General features: G+C 38.8%; 15 protein-coding genes (1 of these 15 cut by a window edge). 5 read left to right on the top strand and 10 right to left on the bottom strand.

The genetic code is table 11. The features are described 5' to 3' along the window. The first annotated feature begins 175 nt into the window (after positions 1 to 175). Together LEP1GSC190_RS07660 and LEP1GSC190_RS07655 are read left to right on the top strand one after the other, a co-directional pair. Positions 176 to 583: a helix-turn-helix domain-containing protein gene (locus LEP1GSC190_RS07660; RefSeq protein WP_004280367.1), complete on the top strand. Its 408-nt coding sequence runs from the start codon at positions 176 to 178 to the stop codon at positions 581 to 583. A gap of 697 nt (positions 584 to 1280) precedes the next feature. Beyond that, positions 1281 to 1904: a hypothetical protein gene (locus tag LEP1GSC190_RS07655; protein WP_002762868.1), complete on the top strand. Its 624-nt coding sequence runs from the start codon at positions 1281 to 1283 to the stop codon at positions 1902 to 1904. Positions 1905 to 2205: 301 nt separating this feature from the next. On the opposite strand, the gene LEP1GSC190_RS07650 is transcribed toward LEP1GSC190_RS07655, so the two are convergent. The 4 genes from LEP1GSC190_RS07650 to LEP1GSC190_RS07635 are packed head-to-tail and all read right to left on the bottom strand — an operon-like array spanning position 2206 to position 8411. After that, on the bottom strand, positions 2206 to 3321 hold the full coding sequence (locus tag LEP1GSC190_RS07650; RefSeq protein ID WP_004280455.1) for a sensor histidine kinase: 1116 nt from the start codon (positions 3319 to 3321) through the stop codon (positions 2206 to 2208). A gap of 18 nt (positions 3322 to 3339) precedes the next feature. Further along, a complete protein-coding gene (locus LEP1GSC190_RS07645) occupies positions 3340 to 6972 on the bottom strand; it encodes a response regulator (protein WP_004280645.1) in 3633 nt (1210 codons plus the stop codon). After that, positions 6969 to 7556 (bottom strand): chemotaxis protein CheB, encoded by a 588-nt coding sequence (locus tag LEP1GSC190_RS07640; RefSeq protein ID WP_004280679.1) that lies wholly within the window; start codon positions 7554 to 7556, stop codon positions 6969 to 6971. Before LEP1GSC190_RS07640 ends, LEP1GSC190_RS07645 begins: the two co-directional genes overlap by 4 nt. Positions 7557 to 7580: 24 nt before the next feature. Then, complete coding sequence (locus tag LEP1GSC190_RS07635; protein ID WP_420844305.1) at positions 7581 to 8411, bottom strand: CheR family methyltransferase; 831 nt, start codon at positions 8409 to 8411, stop codon at positions 7581 to 7583. Between the two features lie 1178 nt (positions 8412 to 9589). Here LEP1GSC190_RS07635 and LEP1GSC190_RS07625 point away from each other — a divergent pair. Continuing rightward, the gene (locus LEP1GSC190_RS07625; protein WP_036036061.1) at positions 9590 to 10354 is read left to right on the top strand and encodes a lysophospholipid acyltransferase family protein; all 765 of its coding nucleotides are present in this window, start codon (positions 9590 to 9592) and stop codon (positions 10352 to 10354) included. Beyond that, the gene (locus tag LEP1GSC190_RS07620; RefSeq protein ID WP_004280082.1) at positions 10351 to 11295 is read left to right on the top strand and encodes a patatin-like phospholipase family protein; all 945 of its coding nucleotides are present in this window, start codon (positions 10351 to 10353) and stop codon (positions 11293 to 11295) included. The genes LEP1GSC190_RS07625 and LEP1GSC190_RS07620 overlap by 4 nt, the downstream gene beginning before the upstream one ends. Positions 11296 to 11383: 88 nt before the next feature. Here LEP1GSC190_RS07620 and LEP1GSC190_RS07615 read toward each other — a convergent pair whose 3' ends face one another. After that, positions 11384 to 11755 (bottom strand): nuclear transport factor 2 family protein, encoded by a 372-nt coding sequence (locus LEP1GSC190_RS07615; protein WP_004280492.1) that lies wholly within the window; start codon positions 11753 to 11755, stop codon positions 11384 to 11386. A 120-nt stretch (positions 11756 to 11875) separates the two neighbouring features. Here LEP1GSC190_RS07615 and LEP1GSC190_RS07610 point away from each other — a divergent pair, with 120 nt between their 5' ends. After that, positions 11876 to 12316 carry a MarR family winged helix-turn-helix transcriptional regulator gene (locus LEP1GSC190_RS07610; RefSeq protein WP_004280864.1) on the top strand — a complete coding sequence of 147 codons (441 nt, stop codon included), beginning with the start codon at positions 11876 to 11878 and terminating at the stop codon, positions 12314 to 12316. Positions 12317 to 12557: 241 nt separating this feature from the next. Here the strand turns inward: LEP1GSC190_RS07610 and LEP1GSC190_RS07605 are convergent, their stop codons facing one another. The 5 genes in view from LEP1GSC190_RS07605 to LEP1GSC190_RS07585 are tightly spaced (at most 19 nt apart) and all read right to left on the bottom strand, a layout consistent with a single transcriptional unit that may run on beyond the window. Beyond that, the gene (locus LEP1GSC190_RS07605; RefSeq protein WP_004279956.1) at positions 12558 to 17921 is read right to left on the bottom strand and encodes an LA_1737 family protein; all 5364 of its coding nucleotides are present in this window, start codon (positions 17919 to 17921) and stop codon (positions 12558 to 12560) included. A 19-nt stretch (positions 17922 to 17940) separates the two neighbouring features. Continuing rightward, positions 17941 to 18162, bottom strand: coding sequence for a DUF167 domain-containing protein (locus tag LEP1GSC190_RS07600; RefSeq protein WP_004280220.1), 222 nt, complete (start codon positions 18160 to 18162; stop codon positions 17941 to 17943). Continuing rightward, positions 18159 to 19766, bottom strand: a complete 1608-nt coding sequence (murJ, locus tag LEP1GSC190_RS07595; RefSeq protein WP_004280857.1) for a murein biosynthesis integral membrane protein MurJ — start codon at positions 19764 to 19766, stop codon at positions 18159 to 18161. The genes LEP1GSC190_RS07600 and murJ overlap by 4 nt, the downstream gene beginning before the upstream one ends. A 3-nt stretch (positions 19767 to 19769) precedes the next feature. Further along, the gene (locus tag LEP1GSC190_RS07590) at positions 19770 to 20678 is read right to left on the bottom strand and encodes an STAS domain-containing protein (RefSeq protein WP_004280484.1); all 909 of its coding nucleotides are present in this window, start codon (positions 20676 to 20678) and stop codon (positions 19770 to 19772) included. A 9-nt stretch (positions 20679 to 20687) separates the two neighbouring features. Then, a protein-coding gene (locus tag LEP1GSC190_RS07585) for an LIC_12071 family protein (RefSeq protein WP_162882186.1) crosses the window boundary here: on the bottom strand, positions 20688 to 21514 show its 3' portion. Its footprint extends 298 nt past the window's final position; 827 of the gene's 1125 nt are visible here — the last part of the coding sequence; its start codon lies off the right edge, out of view — the gene reads right to left on this strand; the stop codon is at positions 20688 to 20690.

The raw sequence follows: 21514 nt of genomic DNA, 5'->3' as shown, positions 1-21514 counted from the left end.
TTTTGTTCCCTTATTTTCATCCTTCATTCTACTTATTTACTATAATCCTTTCGGCCTACTAAACAATAAAATCATAATTTTGTCTAAAGTGTGTTGGAAATTTTTTCTTGAATTTACCTTTAATCAAAATACCCTTGTCGATCGAGAGGGGAATTGAATGAAAAACCACATCTACATGCTCCGTAAAAAACGGGGAATAAAACAATACGATATGGCGAGAGCACTCGGAGTTTCTCCAAGTTACCTTTCAAAAATCGAAACCGGAAGCCAGGATCCTACTGAAAAATTCAAACAATCCTGCGTTAAATATTTGAAAACCACTCTTGAAAGATTGTTTAACGAGCAGCCCGTTGAGGATGTTTATCCTGAATTTACGGAAGGGCTCACCAATAGACTCTGGGCAAAACGTAGGGAATTGGGAATCAAACAATACGATATGGCCAAAAAACTAAAGGTCTCCACTCCTTTTCTTTCTAAGGTAGAACTCGGACTTTTAGAACCGCCGGAAGATTTTAAAAATATGGCGTCTAAAGCCTTAAAAATGAAAAAGGAAGAGCTATTTCTTCAAAAAGTTGAATATTAGAATAAATCAAAGTTCCATAAAAAAGGGAAGCAGATGCTTCCTTTTTTTATGTACAATGGCCTTTGAAATTGGGAAGTTGAATGCGATTGTTTTGAACTTACAACCTGTTCCAAAACTTAATTCAACTTTATCAGAATGTTCAAGTTGATAACTCAAGTCTCACTTCTTCTATTGTTCCTTGTGTCAAGCCCTCCACCCTTTGCTTTTTACATAAGACTGTAGCCAAGTCTCCCGGATTTAATATGTTCACTTGAACTTCTTTTTTTACTTTCAAAAATCGATTTAGCGATTCGAAACGATTGAGAGCTAATTGAGAAAGCGATATTGCCAAACGAACTATAAAAGCATTACCGAGGAGCTCTTAGCGAATCTAAGAAATCTAATCCGACTACATCTATCGGGTTTAGCCATCTTAAGTCGCCGCACATCGACTTACAATGACCGATTTAGATTTCATCTATTGGACAGGGGTAAGCTGCCTCAAACGACCATAAGAAAGTTCTGCGCTTGAGCTTTAGAGAACGATCAATCCCATCGAGCGCCCCAGATGTTGAGTTTCCTCCACGGCCTTCTTTAAACTTCGTCGAATCATCAGGAATATCACATTTCAAACTGTCTTTCGTTCAAGAATCGTACGAATCTATTGACACTCGACGAATTCTTATAAAATCTCTTATAAAGGCAAAAGAAGAATAAATTGAAACCTAAGGTTGTAATCCAAATATTTAAAAACCGACTGATACTATCCAAAGAGGATCGTGGTTTTCAAAATAGACCCGTTTCGATATGGCCAGATCGTCTTCAATCCAAGACTGCTAAGATAGAAAACCAAAGTATACATTATCTCGGTTTGGATCTAAGTGACAACAAGTCCTTCTCCGATTCTGAGTTTTTCGTTATTTTAGATCACCATCCGTCCACGAAGATTCCTGAGAATAATTTTTACGACGATAGGGACGAAATTACATTCAATTATTCGAAAGTATATAGATTCGAGTTCGATATCTTTGAATTTGAGAAAATAAATCCAGAGGAAGTAAACTTATATTTTAACGGGAAAAATATTGGCGTTCCTAAAAGGCGAAACTTCCAAATAGCCCGCTTAAAACCCAATTTGCCTGTTAGGGTAAAAATCAACTGGAAAAGCGATTTTTCTTTTTCCAGGGGTCTTGAAAGACGATTTTACGAGTTGGACTATATAATAGAATTTAAAGGTATTTTCGAAATTTTCCTGAACGAACGTGTCAAAGATCAGACCTTCCCAAAATACATTCAAGCGTCGGATTGCAGGGAAATAGATCTTAGGAAAATACTTAATTAAAACGTAATATTATTTAAATACTCAAACTCAAGACTAAACCTGAAATTTTTAGCAATGGTTTATAGGAAAGATCCAAACGGAGTTACTACGTTCTATACTCCGATCCGAAATGTTAAGTTAACGCGAGTTCGGCATAACAAATGCGAAAACGATTATAGTGAAAATTCCGAAGAAATTAGAACATTACATTGTAATCGGCACTGAGCAAACTAACACCAGTTCAGAGAGTTGTTGCACTTCAATTTCTGATTCGCTCAAACTTTCTCCAACGAATTCACATTATTCTAAAAGGAAATTGTCCTTATCTTGGTAAAGCAAAATAAAACGTGGCTCCCTGATCCACTTCTCCCTCCGCCCAGACTCTACCTCCGTGACGTAATACGATTCTTTGAACGATTGCGAGTCCAATCCCTATTCCTTCGAATTCACTATTTTCATGTAATCTCTGAAATACTCCGAAGAGTTTGTTCACATACTGCATGCTAAAACCAGCACCGTTGTCTTTTACATAATATGTAATTTCCCTTTCTTCCTCCAAACTTCCGATTTCAACTTTCGGATTTTCCTTTTTAGAGGAATACTTGATCGCATTGGATATGAGATTGATCAAAACTTGTTTTAACAATTCCGCGTCACCCATAATGGGAGGAAGATTCTTCACTTCCAATTCCAACTTTCCCTTTTTTAAATCCTCCTGAAATTCCTCCAAAATCCTATTCACCAATTCGCTCATATTGATCGGATTTTTCCTCATATCCTTTTTTCCCAACTTGGATAAAAGTAAAAGGCTATCAATTAAACTACTCATTTTCAGGGAGTTTTCGATGACTAATCCTAGTATCCTTTCTCCCTCTTCGTCTAACTTTTCCTTATAATCTTCTTTTAATATTTTCGTGTAGCCCCTTATCCCGCGCAGAGGAGCCTTTAAATCGTGGGAAACCGAATAACAAAAAGCATCCAACTCTCGGTTCGAATACTCTAATTCTAAATTTTTCTGCTTGAGACTTTCGTTCAACTCGCGCAACGTAATATCCTGAATATATTTATCTATAAAGAATTGAACCTTATTGATCAAAATCTCAGGTTGAAATGGCTTTGTGATAAAACTAAACGCCCCTTTTTCATAACCCTTAAATACGTTCAGGTTGTCCGTATAAACCGCGGAAATAAAAATGAACGGTAAGTGCGCGGTTTTACTTTCTTCCCTTATGATACCTGCCAGTTCGTATCCGTCCATCTCTGGCATTTGTATATCCAACAAAGCCAAAGCAAACTCATGATGTAAAATCGCCTTCAGAGCATCGTTTCCACTAAGAGCTTTGACAAGTTCTACATCCAAATTCTTAAGCACAACTTCCAAGGCGATCAAGTTTTCAGGCTTATCGTCTACAATCAATATTTTCGGTTTTAATTTCATGATCTTTAACACAACCCGCTATCTACTTAACCAAACCCTCATCAAAGAAAACAATCGCTCCACATCGACTGGCTTAGAGACGTAATCATTCGCACCTGCATCGATACACTTTTGTCGATCATCATTCATTGCCTTCGCCGTAAGAGCGATAATAACAATATCTTTATACTTTAAATTTGCGCGGATCCTCCTCATCGCCTCGTATCCGTCCATCTCCGGCATCATAATATCCATAAGAATCATATCAATATTCTCACTTTTGGAAAGTAGTTCCAAAGCGTTATTTCCGTTTTCAGCTTTTAAGACTTCCATCCCCTTTTCGCTCAGTATTTTTGATAACGCAAAAACGTTTCTCATATCGTCGTCGACCAGCATAATTCTCTTTTGAAACAAAACAGCGTCTTTATCATATAAATTATTTATAATATTCTGTTTCGATTCAGGAAGATTGTTGATCATTCTATGGAGAAACAAAGCGGTTTCGTCCAATAGTCTTTCCTCGGATTTGATTCCTTTTATGATAATACTTTCCGAATACTCCTGGAGTTCCTTGCTTTCCTCTTTCGTAAGTTCCCTGCCGGTATAAATGATGATCGGAGGAATCTGCTTTTCTTTGACCTTTTCGATCTCGCGTATCAAATCAAAACCACTCATATCAGGAAGGCCAATGTCCAAAACGATACAATCGAAATGATTGTTACTATAAACTAATAATGCTTCTTTACCGGAACCGGCTTCGAAACACTTCACATCTTCGTTTCCGATCAATTTTCGCGTCGTAGCTCTCGAATTTTCGTCACTTTCAATGATCAAAAGATTTTTCATCTTTCTGCTAATAAAATATTCGATGCGATTGAAAGCGTCGTCCAACTGTTTCTTATTTACAGGTTTCTTAATATACTCTACCGCTCCGTCCCGAATGAGTTCGAGAGAATATTCCTTTGCAGAAATTATGTGAACGGGAATATGCCTAACCGACTGATCCGCTTTTAATTCATTCAATACAGTATGTCCATTAATTCCGGGTAGATCCAGATCCAAAAGAATCGCGTGCGGTTTGTGCTTTCGGGCCAGAACCAACCCATCTTCTCCAGTCGCTGCGGAAATACACTTGAATCCTTTTTCGTTGGCTTGTTTAAGCAGAATTGATGCAAATTTTAAGTCGTCTTCGACGATCAAAAGAATTTTATCTCCTTCAGCAATTTCATTTCTATCGTCCTTCAAAGCGGGATAATTTACGAATTCGTTTTGATCTTGCTTTGTAAAGGCTTCGAAGTTGGTAACAACTCTTGTTTCTTCTTTTGAAATCGAAGTCTCATTCCTTTTGCCCTCAATCGGAAGTAATAAGGAGAATGTTGAGCCTTCGTTCACTTTACTTTTGAGATGAATTTCTCCTCCCAATAACCTGGCAAGTTCTCTGGAAATCGATAAACCGAGCCCGGTCCCCCCGTACTTTCTACTAGTACTTCCGTCCACCTGTTGAAACGCTTCAAAGATCGCTGAATATTTTTCCTCCGGGATTCCAATTCCTGAATCGATTACCGAAAAAAGAATTTCATTCGAATTTTGTCTTTTGACTTCTAATTGAATCCCTCCCCGTTCCGTAAATTTTAACGCGTTCGAGATTAAATTTTTCAAAATTTGATCCAATCGCTGAGGATCAGTGCGGATCTTTTCCGGCAAATCATCGTAATAAATCAGATCCAGATCTAGTTTCTTTTCCGTTGCTTGGAACTTAAATCCACTTATAAGATCTTTTATAAGCGTCTTGAGTTCGACTTTTTCCAAGTTAATTGACATTTTACCCGATTCTATTTTGGATAAATCCAGCACTTCGTTTATCAAAACTAGAAGGTCATGCCCGCTTTTATAAATGATGTTCGCGCTTTCTACCTGATCCTCGTCCAGATTTTTCTTTTTATTGTCTGCAAGGTCTTTAGAAAGAATCAATAGACTGTTTAAAGGAGTTCGCAATTCGTGGGACATGTTCGCCAAAAATTCGGATTTGTATTTCCCAGAAAGTTCCAGCTGTTTCGTTTTTTGCTCAATATCATTTTTTGCTAATTCCAGTTCCCTATTCTTCATTTCTAAAATTCGAGTCTGTTCTTCCAATTCTTCGTTAGAAACCTTTAACTCTTCCTGCTGTTGCCTTAAAATCTGCGTCTGCTCCTCCAATTCCTCGTTCATCTGTTTTAGTTCTTCCTGTTGAGTCTGAAGTTCCTCACTCTGAATCCGAGTTTGCTCCAGAAGTTCTTGAACACGCCTTCTCACTCTGGAAGAATTGAAACTAATTCCTATACTCTGGACGGCCGCACTGACAAATTCGATTTCGGAAGGCGAAAAGGAATCAAGCTTCCCTAGTTCGATCACACCTTCCGTTTTTCCTTCGAACATAAACGGTACGATCAAAATTTCTTTCGGTTTTGTGTCGATTACAGCGGATAAGATACGAATTGATTCCTCCTTTACATTCGTTAAAAGAATCTGTTTTTGGTCAGCTGCCGCCTGACCAATCAAACCTTCATTCAAAATAAACTTTTCGAAAGAACGATCGGTAGAGGTAAAACCATATCTTCCGAAAATCGATAAGGAATATTCCTGGTCGTCACAAAGATAGATCGCACCCACGTTAGCCTTTAAATAATCGGATAAAAAAATGATGACATCGTTTGAAAGAACCGACTCTGCCTTATCACCTCTTAATTTTTCATTGAGAAGATTTTGACCGCTCATTATCCAATTATGCTTTTCATTTTCTTGGGTCTTTTTTCGGAGAGAGGAAGTCATTGTACGTAAAGAATTTCCCAAAACGTCCTTCTCCGATTTCGGTACAAAATCTATGAGATAATTTCCGGAAGCTACGTTATTCGCGCTATCTGTTATCTCCTTGAAACTTTCGCGAATCCTACTTAAGGATTCGTACACAGCTCGGAGTTCGTCATTTGCGAAGTCCACTAGTAGATTATCCGAAAATTCCCGGTTGGCGATCCTTTCCGCTTTCTTCGCAATAAATTGAATCCTTAGACTAATCGTTCTTATAATCCAATAAGAAATTGCAATCTCGATGAGAAAACTCGTCAGAATCAACAGAACTAAAAAAAGAAGCGTAAAATAATATCTTTTCTCGTTTTCCTGCTTATCCGTTTGGATTTCTTTCTCACTTTTTTTTACAAGATAATCCAACGTTTTTATAATAGAGTCTCGTATAGTAAGACCTTTTTGAATGGAAATTTCAAATGCCCTATTTTCGTTATTTTTCAAAGCGAAAAACACAATTTGAGCCACATCGGATTTATATGTGGCCCACAAAGACTTAAAATCATCAAGTGCCTTTGATCCGTCCTTACCGGTGTACATCTCCAACTCAATCGTTTTTTGATCGGCCAAATCTATCGCCTTATAAAGCCGATCCTTATAATAAAGCTTCTTTATATAATCTCTTTCTATGATGATATTTTTTTCGTGACGCGACGCCTCCAAAACATCGATTAAAATCTCGTGAGACAGACTTACTTTTTTTGCGGATAAATCCACGATACGTTTCAACCTCTCATTTGAATCAGAAAGCATCTCAACAACGAATAAAACGCTGATAAACAATATCGTTAAAATAATAGAAAATCCGATGATCAGTTTTCCTCGAATGGTCATGTATATCCTCGGTTTAGATTATTTTGATCCAATCTTATCAGTAGTTCCGCAATCTTTTCCAAAGAAAGTATATAATCCACCGGCCCCGCCTTAATAGCCGACTCCGGCATCAAAGAAACCTCGGAGTATAATGGATCTTGAACGATCGCCAAGCCACCGTTTTCTTTGATCTTTTTTAAACCCTTTGCACCGTCCGAATTTGCACCCGTTAAAACAATTCCGATCAACCTATCACCGTAAGCATCAGAAGCAGATTCAAATAAAACATCTATAGAAGGCCTTGAGAAATTCACTCGCTCACTAATTGAAAGAGAAACTGTCCTATCCTTTTCAATCAATAAATGATAATTAGGCGGAGCTACATAAACGGTTCCCGGTTCGATCTTTTCCTTTTCCTCCGCCTCTTTGATCTTGATATTACACAGATCTCCGAGAATCCTAAACCATGTACCATCGGAACGGGGACCAATATGTTGAACGAGGATCAGTGGAATTTTGTATCCCGCAGGTAAAGACGGCAATATCACTTTCATCGCATTCATCCCCCCTGCGGAAACTCCTATTACAATCGCCTCGTAATCCATACGAATTTTATAATATAATGTTATCTAATATTTTTTCTTGTATATCTTTTGTTTCAAATCTAACGCATCGTATTTCTCCCGTAAATCCCCATAAGAAATCCCCTCTTTAGAACCCAAACAAAGAATTCCTCCGTTTACGAGACTTTCAAAAAAAAGACGATGCACTTTGCTCTGAAGTTCTCTCTTAAAGTAAATCAAAACATTTCTACATAACACAAGATTAACTTCCGCAAAAACACTATCCGTCACTAAATTATGATTAGCCCATACGATATTCTTTTTTAGCATTTGATTCATAATTACCATTTCCTGATCGGAAGTATAATAATCCGAAAAAAAACCTTTTCCTCCCGAAAGTTGATAATTGATCGTGTATTCCTTCATTGCATCATTTCTAAAAATGCCTTCCCTTGCCGCATTCAAAGCACGTTCATTAAAATCGGTGGCATAGATAACCGACCTTTCATACAAACCCTCTTCTCTAAGAACGATCGCCATAGAATAAGCCTCTTCTCCGGTAGAACAACCTGCATGCCAAATCTTTACAAATGGATACGTTTTTAAAATAGGAATGACCTTTTCTCTCAAACACGCGTAAAAATCAGGATCACGAAACATTTCCGTAACGGTGATCGATAAATCCTGCAATAACCTAGCGGCAAAAGTTTTGTCGTGTAATACCTGATCCTGCATTTCGGAAATATTATTAAAACCTGAAAGTACAAGCCGACTCATCAGCCGTCTTCGTACATGAGCTTCGGAATATTGCCTAAAATCATAACCGTATCTTTGAAAAATTGCCTCCAAAAGAAGATCGATTTCTATGTCCTGAGTATCCTTAGACGTCATAAACATTTCTTCCGATTCAGAAGATCTCGTGATTTTCAAACCGTAATAGAACGTCCTCCTCTTTTTAATAAAAAGAACTCTTTCAGAATAAAATTAATCTCATAGAAAATGAGACCGGCTTTATTTGAAAAGAATCACTTAATTGAACCTACAAAATGTATTTTGATCAACAACTTATTTCAAACCGGTTTAATTTTTAGGAAATTTCGTTTTACGAAAGATAAATTCCTTATTATTTATATACTAATTTTCTCATTTAAAATAATACCCGGAATAATATTCACGAATTTTAATTTTAAGAAATACAGAAAAGCACATCGTCTTTTTCCATGAAAATCGCCAACCGCCCCAACTCTTTATCACAAATCCATTCCCAAAAGCTCTAAAGAGCCATTCTCAAAGCTACTTATTAAAAACAATGATTGAGCTTGCGAAATACGAGATAATTTTCTAATTCCTTTTCTTTAACAAGTTAAAATGGCTCTGAATCGATTGTGCCAGTTATTAGTTCTTTTGACGATTCTAATGCATAAACTTTCTTTTGAATTTATTGATGAGAAGTTTTTTATTTTTTTCCGAATCTGAGACTCTATTTATGAAGAATACTTTTTTATCTTCAAAATCATAGCCTTCATCTAAGTTTTTAGATTCTTACTATTCTTTCCCGAAAATATTTATCAAATATTGGTTTTGAGATAGGTTTTAGAATTGAATTTAAAGTCTCTTTTACATCGTGTTTATCATAAACGTTGACCCACATCCTACCCAAGAATATACCGTTTTATGCCTAATTTGGTACGATCCGTAGGATTTTTCCCGGTTAAACTTCTCCAACGATTACCACTGTTCCATGTTATTTTATTTTACACATTATAATATTTTAAAATGAATCTATAAATACTTTTAAAAACATCCCCACGTTCCTATTCCTGAAATCTTCTGTGACAGATTTGATCGGTCCAAGCCCTGAGAATTGTACGTCTGCTGACGGCCTGTTCTCATTCAATAGAAGCCTACATTACTCTTGTAGGAATCCGATTGTATGCGTTTTTGCGACGAAAAATAAACTCATTCTCAGGATTGCAAATTATTTTTGTAACAAAATGAGACGTAAATTTCCGAATTCAAAAAAAGAATTTCTTTTTTTTGTAACCTATCCTTTTATTCTGACTCAGATAGGATGTATGAATTCTCAAGAGACTTGCGTGAATAAAAAACAAAATAGAATCACTTATGTTTTCGGCGACGCCGAACCGGGCATACACCCGGGCAGTTCGCTTCGAGCACGGAAAATTCTTCGTTGGTTTGGAAGAATTTACGGAAGCCTCTTTTATAAAACCGACGTCAGCGGACTTGAAAACGTTCCAAAAGAAGGAACCGTTCTTGTGCTTGTAAAACACCAAAGAAACGATGACATTCCAGTCGGTCTTGCAAAAGGGTTGTATAAAGCTCGTTGGGACATCTGGGCGATTATGAAAGATTCCATGGCCGCTCCGATGTTTTTTAATTTCTTTTTAAAATGTGGAGGAATTCCCCTCAATCGGCTCGAACCCCGCAAAAGCAAAAGAGATCTTCTTTTTGCAAGAAAAGTATTATACAATGGTAATATGCTGGTTATCTTTCCAGAACAGACAACAGTACCTTATAAAATGGGAAAAGGAAGACCGGGCGCTTTCCGTTTTATCGTAGGAAAACCCGAAACCCCTCTACCCGTTTTGTGTTTAGGACTGGACTACAGACCCCGTGGATTTTTACGCAGAACCAAACTTTCGATTCGAATCGGAGAATTAAAATATTTGAATCCGAACCAGGACCCGGAAGAATTTCTACACGAACGCATGCACGAAATCGCAAGTCTTACGAATATGACCTATCCATACGAATTCAAAAAATCTAAATTAGAAAGTTTTGAAGAATTAGATTCTGCAAAGGTTGAATCAATCACATGAAAATCCCAATAGCAAAAGGAAGTAAACGCGCCCTTCTCGTAGAAGGGGGCGGGATGAAAGGGGCATTTGCCGGTGGTGCTCTACATGCTTTGCATACCTTGGTTTCCCCGAAACATTACGATTTGGTCGTAGCGGTTTCCTCTGGTGCCTGCTCGGCCGCTTATTACGTAACAATGCCAAAACCAGAGCCTGAAAAAAGCTTAAAAACTCTTGCGATTTGGTATATTGAACTTGCTGGAAGAAAACTTATCTCTCCTTTTCACCCTTTTCAGGGAAAAACCTTTTTAGACCAGGAATATCTCGTAGATGATCTGTTCGGACGCAAATATCCCTTACCGGCAGAAAATTTTGAAAAGTTCGGTCTGCCCGAATTAAGAGTTGCGGTCAGCAATCTTCAGACTCGAACAATCGAATACGTGCGTGCAACTTCATCAAATATATTTGATCTTTTGAAAGCGGCAACTTCTCTTCCGATCGCAACCAGAGGAAAACATAAAGTGGACGGGAAACTATATTCAGACGCGGCAATACTCAATCCTCTTCCGCTGGGAGATTTGATCGAGGCGGGTTATAAAGATATTACCGTTGTCTTAAATTCTCCCGTGGAAAGGATCTCTCCTCCGTTCGGAATGCTGACCAGTATTTTATCTTTTCCAAAAGACTGGAAAATGGCAAAACTGATGAATAGATGGCACCATCACCATTTCAATCTCGCAAGAGCAGTTGCACAAAAACCTCCGAAAGGAGTTCTAATTCATACAATCTCTCCCGAAAATCCTTTGCCAGTGACTCTCGTTACTACGAATGCAAGCAAACTGAAAGAAACTGTAAATCTAGGAATTTCTAAAGGAGAAGAAATTGGAAAACTTCTTTCGAAACTTTTTACGAAAGGTAAAGATGAAAAAAAGAAATCCATTTCAAAAAGAAAAAAGACAAAATAATTCCCACCCATAGACGAAACATAAGTCCGATCACGATCAGGTGGGAACGAAACGGGATAAGAAAAATAGTTCTTATCCCGACCTAACATCAACCGAGAGTGTAGTAAAATCTTTCGTGAATGATCTTTCCGTCTTGCCAAGTTTGAACGCTCGCTTGTGTAGTTTTAACATGTCCCCATTCCTTATGAACATAATCAACTACCCACTCGACAACGCTTCTATTTTTTTCTTCGTCCACGATCGTACCTAAAACTTCCGCGTGGTTCCACTTCGCTTTGGATACGAAGTCCTTTTCTCTCGCAAGATTCGCCTCAAAACCAACAGTAGGATTCTGCGTATTTTCCTGCATTACTACATTTGGGTGATAGAATTCTTCAAAGGCTTTGATCACGTCGCCTGCGAGAATCATTTCGTTCAATTTGGAAACGCTCTTTTTGATACTTTGTGTTTGTGTGTTCATCTTCTTACTCCTTTTAGATCCCACCGTGTAAATTCGGTAAGAACTTAGTTGCAACTACAACTATTCCACATTACGAAATAATGGTTGCAATTGCAACTAAAAAATTAAACTTTGATTTCAATGAAAGAAAAATTATCGAAACAGTCGATCGACACTTGGGCCGCCGGATTGAAATTTTATACCTCCGCTTCCTCCAAAATCGAATCCGACCTTACGAAAATGAAGGCAATTTCTCTCACCTGGTATGACGTGCTCTATTCAGTCTATACGAAACCTAAAAAACGATCTAGAATGTCTGATATCGCTCAAGAAATTATTCTCAGTAAAAGCGCATTGACCCGTTCCGTTGATAAATTGGTCGCCGAGGGTTTTTTAAAACGAGAAAGAAGCGAAGAAGACGCAAGAGAATTCATCGTAGAAATCACTACTTCAGGAATTCAAGCCCTAAGGGACTCTTGGCCAATTTATGAAGAAGGTATTCGGGAGATTTTTATTTCCAAACTGACTCCCAAGGAAATAAATGAACTTTTGAGAATTTTTAGAAAGCTGAACCAAACCTAAAAGTCAATCTCAAAAGGTTGCAAAAGAATTTTGAAACCTTTTGCATAAATCTTGGTACGCTTAGGTCGTACTAAAATATCAATTTTTTCAGCTTTTTATGATTTCTAAAAAATATGAAAAAGACTCAAATCCACAAACAACTTGGAAGTTTAAGATAAACTTTAGAAGCTCTCTTCAAATACAATTTAAAAAGATCCCAAAGAATATTTTAATCAAAAACAAAGTATTTTTGAACGGTTTTTTAATTATCTTCGTTCTTATCGAACCATAACGAAGGAGAAATCCCGAAGTAACTATTCCAAGTTTTTCCTTTGTATGTGGTTCTGCTGAACACGAATTTTAAAACGGAAGTTTTTTCGAACCCCGTCTCTTCCTCGTGTTCGTAGTTCCAAAGAAGACCTCCAATCAAAGGAAAGCCTAAAACCCCGTGATTCTGATAACCGCGGGCCGCTTTCTTTTCGGAAAAATAAAAAAGGCCTCCAAGTATCTTCGTGGATTCTTCCTTTTTGAATTCGGATCGGTTGCGGTAATAGAAAAGTCCAAGACCGCCTAACGTTAGGGTTCCATCCGAATCCTTTTCGTGATACGTAAGCAAAGGCGGAGCCAGAAAAGAATAACCTTCCTGAGTTTCACCATATCGATAGATTGGAAGAAAGTTTTGAATTCTTTCCTGAGGAGAATTGAGATATCGAATCCAAAGAAAGTTCCAATCGGTCATCTGTGGAGTCGATTCGTAACCGAGAAGAACTCCTCCCAAAACTCCCCAACGGGTCCTATCCTTTTCGAATTCTGCGCTGAACGCGCCCAAAAAGAGAATCAGCTCCTTTTTTTGTTCCTTCAGATAGAATTCATAATCATAGAGATATAAAAAGTTATAACGGTTTGACACGGAATTTCCGCGCTGATAGTATCCCATTAAAAAGAATTGGGATTCTTCCTCGCTGGAAAAATTGTATATCAGCGGAAGAAAAAAGAAGATACTTTCCTTAGAACGCGCATCCTTAGACCAATAGATCGAAGGAAAAAGAAAAAAACTTTTGGTTCCGTTTTCGTCGTCGCGTTTATAGTTCAGAAGAATTCCGAAAAGATTCGTATGAGAACGGATCTTGTCCTGACTTTCGTTATAACTTCTATAGGCTACGATCGGAGTGAACCAACGATAAGATTCGTATTCCTTGTGATCCTCACTTTTGTAAAAGAAAAGAGGAAACAGATACCAACTCGTTTCGTGTTCCTCTCTACTTCCGCTAGTTTCGTATCCGAAAGTCGAAAGCAAAAGTTTTAACGAAGTGGATTCGGTGTTCAAATACTTCGTATTCTTATAGTTCGCAAAAAAGAGCCAATCGTAACCCCAAACTTCCTTTTTGATCTTATTTTCCTGAATCCGATTTTCGAAGGTATACAAAAGGGGAAACGTATAAAAACGATCCACGCTTCTGTTTCCCCCGTTTTCTTCCTGAATTGATTTGGATTGAAAAAAAAGAAAACTGACGAATAAAAATGAATCCGTATAACCTGGACGGATTCGCTCCTCCTTATTATACAAGAACGGTAGAAACATAGTGCGTTTGAATCCCGTGCTTGAATTCGTTTTGGAACTCGCAATCAAAAAGAAAGTCGTTTCCGACGAATCCGGAGTTTCCTCGTTTGAGAAAACGACCGGAATCAAAGTGGATGAATACGTCTTCACTCCCTTTTCAAAGACCGACTTTCGAAATAAAAACAAGGAAAGATTCCAAGAGAAGGTTTCTTTCTGGGGTTCCTTTCCGGAAGAATAACCTCCGATCGCTCCGAAAAGTATTTTGAAATCGGATTCTGTTTTTTGAATATTCGGGTATTGTCTTTTTTCGTAATTCGCAAAAAATAACCAGTCCCATCCGTTCGTCTCTTTGAGTCCACCTTTCACGGTGTCGAGTTCTTTCGAGTTTCGATACGTGGAAAACAGAAACGGAATCGGCAGAGTCATAGACGTGGAATTTACGATTCCTTTTTCTAGAACCTCCGTCCTAAAAAAGAACGGAAAGACATAGGAAAATCTTTCCTCTTTTGTTTCTCTTTTCGTTACACTTGAACCGAACAGCATCAAAACGTTCCAAGAGGATTTTTCTGGAGTGTTGGAATCGTAATAACCTAGAACGAATTTGTATTTTTCCTCCCCCTCTTGGCCCCAAAACGCGAATGGGATCGGCAAAATCAGGTTAAAATCGGAAATATATGATTTATTGAATATTTTATTTTTATCATACGAGGAATAAAAGAAAGGACTCAAAACAAAGGAATCCTTGGAATCAAGAAGGGAATCCTCCTTCGAAGAATACAACAACAACGGCGTATAAAGATTTCTTTCCTTAAAAACAGAGATTCCTCCCGCGGACTTGTCCTGGTAATTTCGGTAATAAAAAGGAAAAAACAGACTATATCCGCCACCCGACACGGAATCACCTTTCGTAAAGGTCTCCTTTGAGGCGTGATAAAATGGAAACAGAATCCCATGAAAGGAAGAGGATTCGTAAACGCCCGTTTTTTCCTTGGATCGGTAGTAAAAGATGCTCTTCGTTTCCAGGCGGTCCGCAGCTTCTCTATGCGCAAAGATCGGAAAAAAACGATACGAAATTTCCTCTTTCGATTTCGCATAATGTATCAAAGGCCACAAAATCGAATATTCCATCCGATCCTTTTCCTTCTCCATTACGAATAAAAAAATCCCGAAGGCCTTCGTATAATCTTCCCCCTTTCTTTGTTCCGCATACAGAGGAAAAACGACACGATACGATTCGTCGCCAACCGTTCCCAAAAAAGTAGGCAGGGGAAGCGGAAACATCACGATGCGATCGTCGTTGTTCTTTCCCCATGTAAACCAACCCAAAGGAAGAATCCGGAAGTGTTTTTTATCGTCTCCGGATTGATAACTCGCGATTCCAAACAGTGCCTCCCATCCGAAATAATTTCTTGAATTCCCTCTCGCCAGCTTTTTATACGAAGAGAAATTGGAAGACGAAGTCGAAGCGTTCTGAGTTTCCGAGGAAGCGAGAGGAATTTCTTTTTTCGGAATGGTCTTTTTTTCGTTCTGAGCCTGAGGAGCAACCGGAACCGATTCTTCCCTCTTTTCATCCGTAAAGAACGTAAAAGGATTGGAAACTTCCTTCCTCAAAGAAACGCTGAAAACGTTATATACGAAAGAATAATCAAGATCCACATAGAATTCTTTTCCGGATTCGCTCGCCTTCAACGAAGCGTCGAACCTTCCGCCAGTTTGGGAGATGGAAATTCCGCCGAAATACAACTCTAAGTTCTTGTTCTTTTCATAATATTTTAAATAAGCGGGAAAAAGAATGTCCCCTCTGGATTCCTTATTTTTCCATTCGAAGTAAAGAGGCGCTAAAAATCGCGAACTCGTTTTTTCCTCGCGATCTTCGGAAGAATAATAGAGAAGAAAAACCCAATCCCAATCCACGTTAGGCGAACGAAGTCGAAAATGAATCGGACTGAAAGAAAAATAATTATCATCGTCCCCTCCGAAACGGTAATAAAAGGGAAGCCAAAGATTATATTCATTTTTTTGATAGTAGTGTAAAGGTATAATTCTGCGGGTCGTCGTTTCTGCGGATGCGCTCTTCCATTGATAAAAAAGTCCGGCCAAACCTAAAAACGAAGCGCCACTTTTTTCCTTAGAAGAATAGTAGAACGGATACAAACGTCTAAAGGACCGGTTATCCGAGTTGTAGTCGTGATAACCTAAGAAAAAGATTTCGTCTTCGCTCATACTAGAATAACGGTAATAAAAAGGCGCAAAGGTTTCTTTATAGGCCGCGTCCTGTGTTTGAAAAAAAAGAGCGAAAGGAATGTGCAGATACGAATCCTTTTTATGAAAATAAAACGGAAAAAATGTGGAAGAAAGATATTCTCCTTTTGCGTCACGAGCCCAATACGTGTTTAAGACCAACGTTTCAGATTCCATTTTTCGAATATGTCTGTAAATAGGAATCGGCAGCAAAAAATATTGTGTAAAATCGTCGCTTTCGATGGAATGATGATAAATGGGCAGAATCGTAAGGTGAGAATCCTGTTTGTAAAAAAGAATAGGAAAGCTGATCAGCTCCGTCATCCCCTTCCCTCTTTCCCGTTTGTAATACGTATTCAGATAATAATCTCCGAAAACGTTTTTGGATCGATATCGGTAGTAAAGAGGACCTCCTAAATTTTCACCTCCATCCTCATCCTTCCAAGAAAAGACAAACGGAACAAGATGCGTGTATTCTTTCTTTTTGTAAAACCAAAAAGGTACAAAGTGAAAGGAAGTCAGATCGTCCTTATTAGAACTCCAATACGTGTTTAATATTAAGGTTTCTGCATTTTCTTTTCCTCGACTGCGATAAACGAATGGCAGAAAATACTGCGTAAAATTTTCTCCCTCGTAGGAATGATGATAAAACGGAAAAAAAGTGAAATAGGAATCCTTTTTGTAGAACACAAGTGGAAAGAGCGTAAGATGAGAATTCTCCTTGTAAAAAACGAACGGAAAAAACGTAAACAAACGGTCAGATTGATTTTTGGTTCCGGACAAATATATTAGGGGAAGAATCCGAAAATAACTCCAATCCTTTTCGCTTCCCCACTGAAAGATAAGAAAGTTTCGAAATTTAGAATGTTCTCCATCCTCCCGAAAATACAGGGCCAAAGGCGCGAGTAACAAGCTCGTGGATTCTTCCTGAAATAAAACCGTTTTCGATCTATATAGAAACGGGAACGGTAAAAACAGGGAACTCGAATAGGAATTCGAAGTTTGCTCCTCGTTGTAAAACCAAAGAGGGGAATATGTTGCCGATTTCCGAGAACTGATGCTTGATTTGGATTGATGATACAGCGGAAAGAAGGTAAAGGAATAATCTTCTCGGGTTTTATAATTCGTATAATGCAGCAAAGGAAAGAAATTGAAGAATTTCTTTTCGGTGTCGTGTCCCCATCGAAATAGAGTGAGAATCGTAGAGGATTCTTCCGCGCTTTCCGTATTGAAATACACGGGAAGGACCATCGTGTCTGTTCGCTTTAATCCGTTCGTCAATTCCACACTCCGTGTAAACAAGGGAAAAAAGCCCGGAACCATGCTAAAACTTTTTTCGAACCCTGGACCGGAAGAACTGGAATTATAACCGAGCCAATAAAAATTCGTGGATTCCTTATAACCCACTCCTCCGTTTGCGGGTTGAATCGTATTCCGATAATAAAATGGGGAAAGAAAAAATTTCTCCTCCACACCTTCGGCTTCCACACGTTTGTAACCGAAAGCCGGAAAAAGATACGTCAACTCGGCCTTTCCGGACTTAGCTTCGATAGAATTATAAAACGGGAATATTCTAAATTGCTTAAATTTTGGATAATCCGTGCTGCGGATAAACCAAAACACATGCCACGCAAAATGTCCTTTCCATTTTTCAATATCCACGATCAGGGCGCGGACGGGATACTTCTCTTCCTTTTCGCTTCCGAAAATTTCCTTTTTTTCCTTTACGAGTTCGTCAAAAGGATCTCCCGCATAAGTCCGACTTTGCGCTGAAAGAATTCCAGGAATAAGAAATAAGATCGTAAATAGGATTTGATTTCGCATTTCTAACGGGGCTTCAAGTTTATAGATCGATTTCGATCGTTTTCCTTTTGCTTTTTTCCCCGGAGACAATCCTAATTTTTCTTTTGGGAATTTCCATCTCCCGTGAAATCGTTTCGATCACTGCCTCGTTCGCCTTCCCTTCCAAAGCGAGCTCTCGAACCGCAATCGTTATAGACCCGTCATCCTCTTTTCGAAAAAAAGTCTTTTTTGAATTCGGTTTAACGCGAACTGTGAATTTCATGTTCCCGTTTCAGAAGCTCGACTTTTCCGGCGAAATTTTCCAACTAAAAGATATACCCCATCCACCCTAAAAATGAGACTGAAAACGAAAAAAATCAGAACTGCAGGAAGAATCGTCAGACTTAAATGAATTCTGGAAGCCTGAACGTAATCGATCCCTATCGATTCCAAATAGTTTAAAATCGGAGAATATAAGAATATTTGATGAAAGAAAAGAAAACTCCCCAATAACAAAAACGGAATCGACATTCTGGAAATTTTTCTCATAAGTTCGGGCCAAGGGAATCCGACCTTGTGTCTTTTCAAAAAGATTCCCAAAAGAAGAAAAGTAATCATCGCCGAAACTGCAGAGGAAAGAGCGATAGCAGAATGTTTTAAAAACCAAACTAGGAACAAATTTAGAATGATATTGATCGTAAACGACACGGACTGGATCCGAAGGGGTGTTTTTGTATCTTGAAAAGCATAATAAGAAGAAATCAATATTTTATTGACACTAAAAAAAGGAATCGCAAGGGAATAAAAGATCAAAGGCTGAGTCGCCGTATGAGTAGCAAGATGGTCCCACTTCCCACCGAAATAAATCGAATCCAAAATCGGTCCCGCAAGAAGAACCATTCCAATCGCAGCAGGAACCGTCAAAAATAATGCGAATTCGAGAGCGGCGGCAAGTTCCTGTCTTAGGGAGGACAATTCCTCTTTTTTTAGGGATTGCAAAAGAGCGGGAAGAATCGTGGTCGCAAGCGCAACTCCGACGATCCCCGTAGGTAATTGAACCAACCTTTGGGAATAATCCAAACTTACGACTGCACCAAGTCCAGGATTACGATTTTGGACCCAGTTCGCCAAAAAAATATCCACGAGAAGACTAAGTTGATAAAATCCTCCACCAAGCGCGGCGGGAAGCATCAGCTTAAAAATCTTTTTGATCGCCGGATGTCTCCAATTCCAGTTGATTTCAGGTATATCTTTTTTTTTCCAAACGTACCAAATCTGGACCACGAGTTGTAAAAAACCTCCCGTAACGATCGCGAAACAAAGTACGATTACACGATCGTGAACGTCTTCCACGAACGGAAATAGACAAACAAATACGAAAAGATAACTTAAATTTAAGATGATCGGGGAAAGAGAAGGTACAAAGAATCGATTTTTCGAGTTGGAGATCGCCATAAAGATAGCGGACAAACTCGCCGTAACGATTAAGAAAAACAGAATATACGTAAGCTCGATCACTAAATCAGAATATTCTTTCGTTCCTCCGACGAGAATCGGAAGAAAAAAAGGAGAAAGAAAAAACACGATTCCCACAAGAATAGATAAAACAAAAAACAAAAAGGACAGAACCGCCCCGCTCATTACTTTTGCTTCTTCTTCGCCAATTTTTCCGGACTCCGAGTAAAGAGGCATAAAGGATTGGGAAAGAGTTCCTTCCGCAAGAAGATTTCGAAACATATTCGGAAGACGGTATGCCACTGAAAACGCGGAGGCGACCATTCCGGTTCCAAAGGAAACCGCCATAAAATGATCCCGAATAAGTCCTAAAATTCTGGATAAAAATGTATAAAAAGAAAGTGCAATACTTCGCGATGCGGCGTTGGACAATTCTTAAGTTCCTATAAGTTTTTCTAAGTATCGAACTCCGTCCATAGTGTTCAAGTCAAACTGAATCTGACAGGCTGGACATTGGTATCTTCCGGGTTTTGAAACTCGAATTCTAGAAGAACAAGCACCGCAATAAATAATTCTTTTGGGAAAATTTCTTTCGGTTTGAATCGCTTTTTCAAGAACGGACTTTACCGAATACGCTTTGGAACTTCGATCCGAAACGAAAGACACGGAAGAAACATCGGATAAGGAAGAATTCTCAGAAAATACCGAAACTTCTTTTTGAGAAATGGAAGATTCTTTCTTCTCCTTTTCTTCGTTTAAGAACGCCTGCAATCTCTGAGATTGACTAGAAATACCGTGAGGATCTTCCGCTTTCAAAGTTTCTGGCTCGGAAGTTTTTTGAGCCTTACCCGATTCGACCTCAAGTTCGGGAACAGTCTGAATCTCCGGAACATACGTCGAGCGGGAAGCCGTACCTTTTGGAGAAGAACTGGAAGAATAAAATTGTACCGGAGAATTTCTTTTGATCCTCGAAGCGGGTCGATTCCTTCTCTGATCCTGAATTTTGATCAAAGAAAGATATTCCTCGGCGCGTTGAGGATCCTCGAAAAAAGCAATCGATCTACCGAAACCTAAAAAGCTCAAAAGAGTTTTGCATTCTTCGTTGAACGAACAATAAGCAGAAGATGCCCCTCTGTTTTTCAAGAAGTTCTCGAATCTTGCAAGAACACAGATTCCTTCGGATTCTATATACTCTAACTCTTCGCAAGAGAATAAAAATTTGCGGATCCCCTCTTCCCATTTCGATTTCAAATAGGAATAAAAATCCTCTGCGCTCACAGAGTCCAAATGTCCTCTAAGTTTGAGCTTGAGAATTTCTCCGGAAAGTCTAGATCTGATTTCCACTTCTGTATCTTACCCTAAATAAATCGCGTCCAAGACTTCTTCATTGGAAGCAGCAATGTCCGGATTTATTTGAGAAATGATCGGCTCCGTTTGGGCTACCGATTCAACTTTTTGCTGAGTAGCCGATACAGTCTCAGAATAGGAAACCGTCTGAGTTTGAGCCACCGATTCGGCCGGAGTTTGAGGAATTTCGGTCGGAGTGGCAACGGGTGTCGTTTGCACAAAAGCAACCTCCGTGTTTTCCGCAGGATTTCCCAAACTACCTGGAAAAACGACTGAATCCAAGGGACTGGATTGTTTTACAAGAACGGGAACGTGAGTCGCATTTGTATGAGAAACCTTTTCCACAAGTGGTCTGGAGTTTCTATCCGGAGCCGATTTTTTTGTGGAATTGCCCAAGGTTAGTAAGAGATAGATGCATTCCAAGAACACAGCGGCACCGAGAGCGATCAGAGAATCATTTCGGAGAAGCCATTCCAAAAGTTCCGTTTGCCGAAAGACGAACTTCCGGAAATTACCTCGATCATAGATCATATGAATCGCCGCCACCCTTTCCAATTTTACGGGGTGATAGACTGCCGCAGAAAGAAGAATCTCAGGTTCGTTGATTTCCGGAAAAAAACTTTCGAACTTAGAAAAGAAAATGCTCTTAGAAGAAGCTTCCTCCTTTTTTCTCAAAAGGACTGGAATGCCAATCTGCCACTTACGAAGACGAAAAGCTCTCATATATAAAGAGTCCTGATATAAGGCGACCGGCTTTCTTTTTTTCAAGTTTTCCTTGAGATATTCTGAATCGGAATGAGCGAGGACAATTCCCACCTCGTTTGTCAAAAAGA

Origin of the sequence: Leptospira mayottensis 200901116 (assembly GCF_000306675.2) — a bacterium.
Lineage (GTDB): Bacteria > Spirochaetota > Leptospiria > Leptospirales > Leptospiraceae > Leptospira > Leptospira mayottensis.
Note: the sequence above shows the minus strand (reverse complement) of the source record. Positions and strands in the feature narration are given on the sequence as shown.

Bases quoted from the DNA above. Each gene is read 5' to 3' on its own strand.
- LEP1GSC190_RS07625 (WP_036036061.1), top strand. From the start codon at position 9,590: ATGAATTCTCAAGAGACTTGCGTGAATAAAAAACAAAATAGAATCACT.
- LEP1GSC190_RS07610 (WP_004280864.1), top strand. From the start codon at position 11,876: ATGAAAGAAAAATTATCGAAACAGTCGATCGACACTTGGGCCGCCGGA.
- LEP1GSC190_RS07635 (WP_420844305.1), bottom strand. From the start codon at position 8,411: ATGTTTATGACGTCTAAGGATACTCAGGACATAGAAATCGATCTTCTT.
- LEP1GSC190_RS07615 (WP_004280492.1), bottom strand. From the start codon at position 11,755: ATGAACACACAAACACAAAGTATCAAAAAGAGCGTTTCCAAATTGAAC.
- LEP1GSC190_RS07640 (WP_004280679.1), bottom strand. From the start codon at position 7,556: ATGGATTACGAGGCGATTGTAATAGGAGTTTCCGCAGGGGGGATGAAT.
- LEP1GSC190_RS07660 (WP_004280367.1), top strand. From the start codon at position 176: ATGCTCCGTAAAAAACGGGGAATAAAACAATACGATATGGCGAGAGCA.
- LEP1GSC190_RS07650 (WP_004280455.1), bottom strand. From the start codon at position 3,321: ATGAAATTAAAACCGAAAATATTGATTGTAGACGATAAGCCTGAAAAC.
- LEP1GSC190_RS07620 (WP_004280082.1), top strand. From the start codon at position 10,351: ATGAAAATCCCAATAGCAAAAGGAAGTAAACGCGCCCTTCTCGTAGAA.
- LEP1GSC190_RS07645 (WP_004280645.1), bottom strand. From the start codon at position 6,972: ATGACCATTCGAGGAAAACTGATCATCGGATTTTCTATTATTTTAACG.
- LEP1GSC190_RS07605 (WP_004279956.1), bottom strand. From the start codon at position 17,921: ATGCGAAATCAAATCCTATTTACGATCTTATTTCTTATTCCTGGAATT.
- LEP1GSC190_RS07600 (WP_004280220.1), bottom strand. From the start codon at position 18,162: ATGAAATTCACAGTTCGCGTTAAACCGAATTCAAAAAAGACTTTTTTT.